General features: G+C 63.8%; 3 protein-coding genes. All 3 read right to left on the bottom strand.

Annotation, left to right across the window (positions count from 1 at the left end; translation table 11 throughout):
* Positions 1 to 235: 235 nt before the first annotated feature.
* Complete coding sequence (locus CYD53_RS29695) at positions 236 to 1255, bottom strand: ABC transporter substrate-binding protein (RefSeq protein ID WP_181012088.1); 1020 nt, start codon at positions 1253 to 1255, stop codon at positions 236 to 238.
* Positions 1256 to 1494: 239 nt separating this feature from the next.
* A complete protein-coding gene (locus CYD53_RS29690; RefSeq protein WP_103721670.1) occupies positions 1495 to 2202 on the bottom strand; it encodes an HAD-IA family hydrolase in 708 nt (235 codons plus the stop codon).
* 47 nt (positions 2203 to 2249) lie between these two features.
* Positions 2250 to 2469, bottom strand: a 220-nt coding sequence (locus CYD53_RS29685) for a TOBE domain-containing protein (protein WP_146056048.1), incomplete at its 5' end; no start/stop codon positions are given.

Here is a 2469-nt window from a genome sequence, read left to right as displayed (position 1 = left end):
GGCCCATCAGCCAGCCGACGGGCAGCACGACGAGCGCCACGATCACGATCACGGCCGGCGAGGCGAGCAGGAGCATCAGCCCCTGTTCGCGGCGCTGGTAGCGCAGGGATGGATCGATGGCTGATTGGGTCACGTCATCCCCTTTCCGTCATGCTCGGGCCTGACCCGAGCATCTCCTGCAAGAGATTCTCGGGTCCGCGCTTGGCGCGGCCCGAGAATGACGTCTGTCGGCTGCTCACTTCTGGGCGAAGGCGAGCCAGCGCTTTTCCGCCGCTTCGCCGGCAGCCGAGGTCCACCAGGCATAGGACATCAGCGCCTGCACCTTGGCGTTTTCCGGCGCGCTCGGCAGCTCCTTGACGCGCGCGGCCGGGATCACGCCGGTGTCGAACGCCTTGGGGTTGCCCGGGCCGTAGTCGATCTGCATCGGCAGATTGGCCTGAATCTTCGGATCGAACGCCTCGTTCAGGAACTTGTAGGTCGTTGCCAAATTCGGCGCGCCCTTGAGCACGCAAAGCGAGGTGTGCTGCAGGACGCCCTGATTATAGGTATAGGTGACCTTTGCACCGTCAGCGACCAATGCCGAGATCCGGCCGTTCCAGGCCATCACCATGTCGACTTCGCCATCGCTCAGGAGCTGGGCCGATTGTGCGCCCGAGGTCCACCAGACGGTGATGTTGGGCTTGATCTCCTCGAGCTTCCTGAAGGCGCGGTCGACATCGAGCGGGTAGAGCTTGTCGGCCGGGACGCCGTCGGCCATCAGTGCGGCTTCGAGCGTGGCGAGCGGGTGGTTGCGCAGCGAGCGCCGGCCCGGGAACTTCTTCACATCCCAGAAATCGGCCCAGCTCTTGGGCGCGGTGGCCGCATCGGGATACTTCTTCAGGCTGTAGCCGAGCACGCTGGAATAGGTCTCATAAACAATCGAATAATCGCTGCGATAGTCGGCCGGCATCGCCGCTGCGTTGGGGATCTTGCTGAAATCGAGCTTCTCGACGATGTTCTGCTCGCCGCCGCGCAGGCAGTAATTCGTCGCCACCATGACGACATCCCAGGTCGGCTTCCCCGAGGCGACCTGCGAGCGCATGATCGGCCAGGCATCGGGCACGCTGTCCTGGTTGACGGTGATGCCGAGCTTCTTGGCCACCGGATCGAGGATGGCGACGGTGTCGGCCTTCTGGGACGCGCCGCCTTGGCCGACATAGGTCACTTGTTCTGCCGCAGTGGCCGAGCCGATGAATGCCACAGTGGATGCGGTCATCGCCGCATACAGTGCGAATGACTTAACGATTCCAGTGTTTGATTTAGCCATATCAAGTCCCCTCGTTTTAGTTGTTGACCGTCAATGCTTGAATGCTTGTCAGTTCCGTTCGGGATTGCCGTTCGGGCGCCCCGAAGGCCGTTTCCAGCGAACGCGGGGCTGAGATTGTCCACCGCGTCGCCAATGGTTTGGATCCAAGCCGAGCCGGCACATGCCGGCTTGGTGTCTCATGAGAGCGGTCACGCCGCCGCGTCGGCGTCGACAGCGTCGGCCAGGGCTTTCAGGGTCGGGAAGCAATAATCCGCCTGCGTGATCTCGGGCACGGCGGGCGTTCCGCCAAAGCCCTTCAATCCGCGGCGACGTTCGATCCAGCAGGTGGCATAGCCGAGCGGCTTGGCCGGGCGGATATCGTGATATTGGCTCTGGGCGACGTGAATGATGTCGGCCTGCTTGAAGCCGAAGGCCGATTGACGCCCACGGTTATAGGCGAAGTAGCGCGCGTCGGGCTTCGGGTGCAGCGCCTCGTCGACGGTGATGCTGTCGTGGAAAGGCCGCCCCAGGGCCTCGTCGTAAAAAGCGAAGGTCGGGCGGTCGGCATTGGTCATCGCGACCAGCCGGTAGTGCCGGCGCAGCCGCGCCAGCGCCTCGGCTGAATCCGGGAAAGCGGGGTGGCGAAACATGGCGTGCTGAAACGCATCGGCCGAGGCCTCGTCGGCGGGCAGGCCGAGCTTCTTGGCAAGATGCAGATAGACGAGCTTGAACGCGATGCTCGAGCGTTCGTAATGCGCGTCGCGCCCCTCGATATAGGGGCCGAAGATCTCGTCGTCGCTCAGCTTTGCCGCCGCTGGCCCGCCGATGCGGCGCACGGCGGTCAAAACGCCGGTTTCGAAGTCGATCAGCGTACCGACGACGTCGAATGTGAGAACCTTGAAATCGCGTAGGGCCATGATGATCAACTTCTCTTATGGCTGGTCGGGATGGATTGGAGGATGTTTCAGCCACTCGCCTCCGACACGATGATCGTGTCCTGCGGGTGGATGCTGATCTCGACGCGCTCGCCGACCGGCGGGATGCGGCGGGCGGCCTCGAAATGGCTGGGCTGGCGCAGGCTGAGCGGCATGCCGTCATCGAGCGCGAGGAAGACGCGCAGGCTCTCGCCCTGGAACACGACGTCGGTGACGCGGGCCGAGAAGCGGTTGCGCTCGGGCGCGCCG

Origin of the sequence: Allobosea psychrotolerans, assembly GCF_002917105.1 — a bacterium.
Lineage (GTDB): Bacteria > Pseudomonadota > Alphaproteobacteria > Rhizobiales > Beijerinckiaceae > Allobosea > Allobosea psychrotolerans.
This window is presented reverse-complemented; position numbering and strand designations above follow the sequence as displayed.